This is a genomic window from Psychrobacter sp. TB55-MNA-CIBAN-0194 (genome assembly GCF_040309505.1).
In the GTDB taxonomy this organism is placed as follows: domain Bacteria; phylum Pseudomonadota; class Gammaproteobacteria; order Pseudomonadales; family Moraxellaceae; genus Psychrobacter; species Psychrobacter fozii.
The window spans coordinates 1-260 of the sequence record NZ_JBEOOW010000452.1 but is presented as its reverse complement, the minus strand read 5'-3'; the positions used below and the strand labels follow the sequence as shown (position 1 = coordinate 260).

Annotated in this window: 1 pseudogene; it reads right to left on the bottom strand. The window is 45.4% G+C overall.

The window, feature by feature from the left end:
* Window positions 1-260, bottom strand: a pseudogene (locus AAEY75_RS15855) (EF-P lysine aminoacylase EpmA); the annotation flags it as partial.

Genomic DNA, 260 nt, shown 5'->3' with positions numbered 1-260 from the left:
ACCCAAGTGTGGCTCGACTGCATGGCTAAATAGTAAATCCAGCCAGCTTTGACGACGGTCTTGTTCGCTATCGCAGCTCTCTGCACTATTAAAATCAAATCCTATCAGACCTTTGTCTTCTGCCACGGCTTGTAATGCTGCTAGACTGGCGGTCAGCGGGTGAATACCAACAAAATCCATAAAAGCATCAACGTAGCGATAATGACTCATGATTATCGGATGACCATAGACCATCTCTAATAATTCACCAAGCTCTGCTG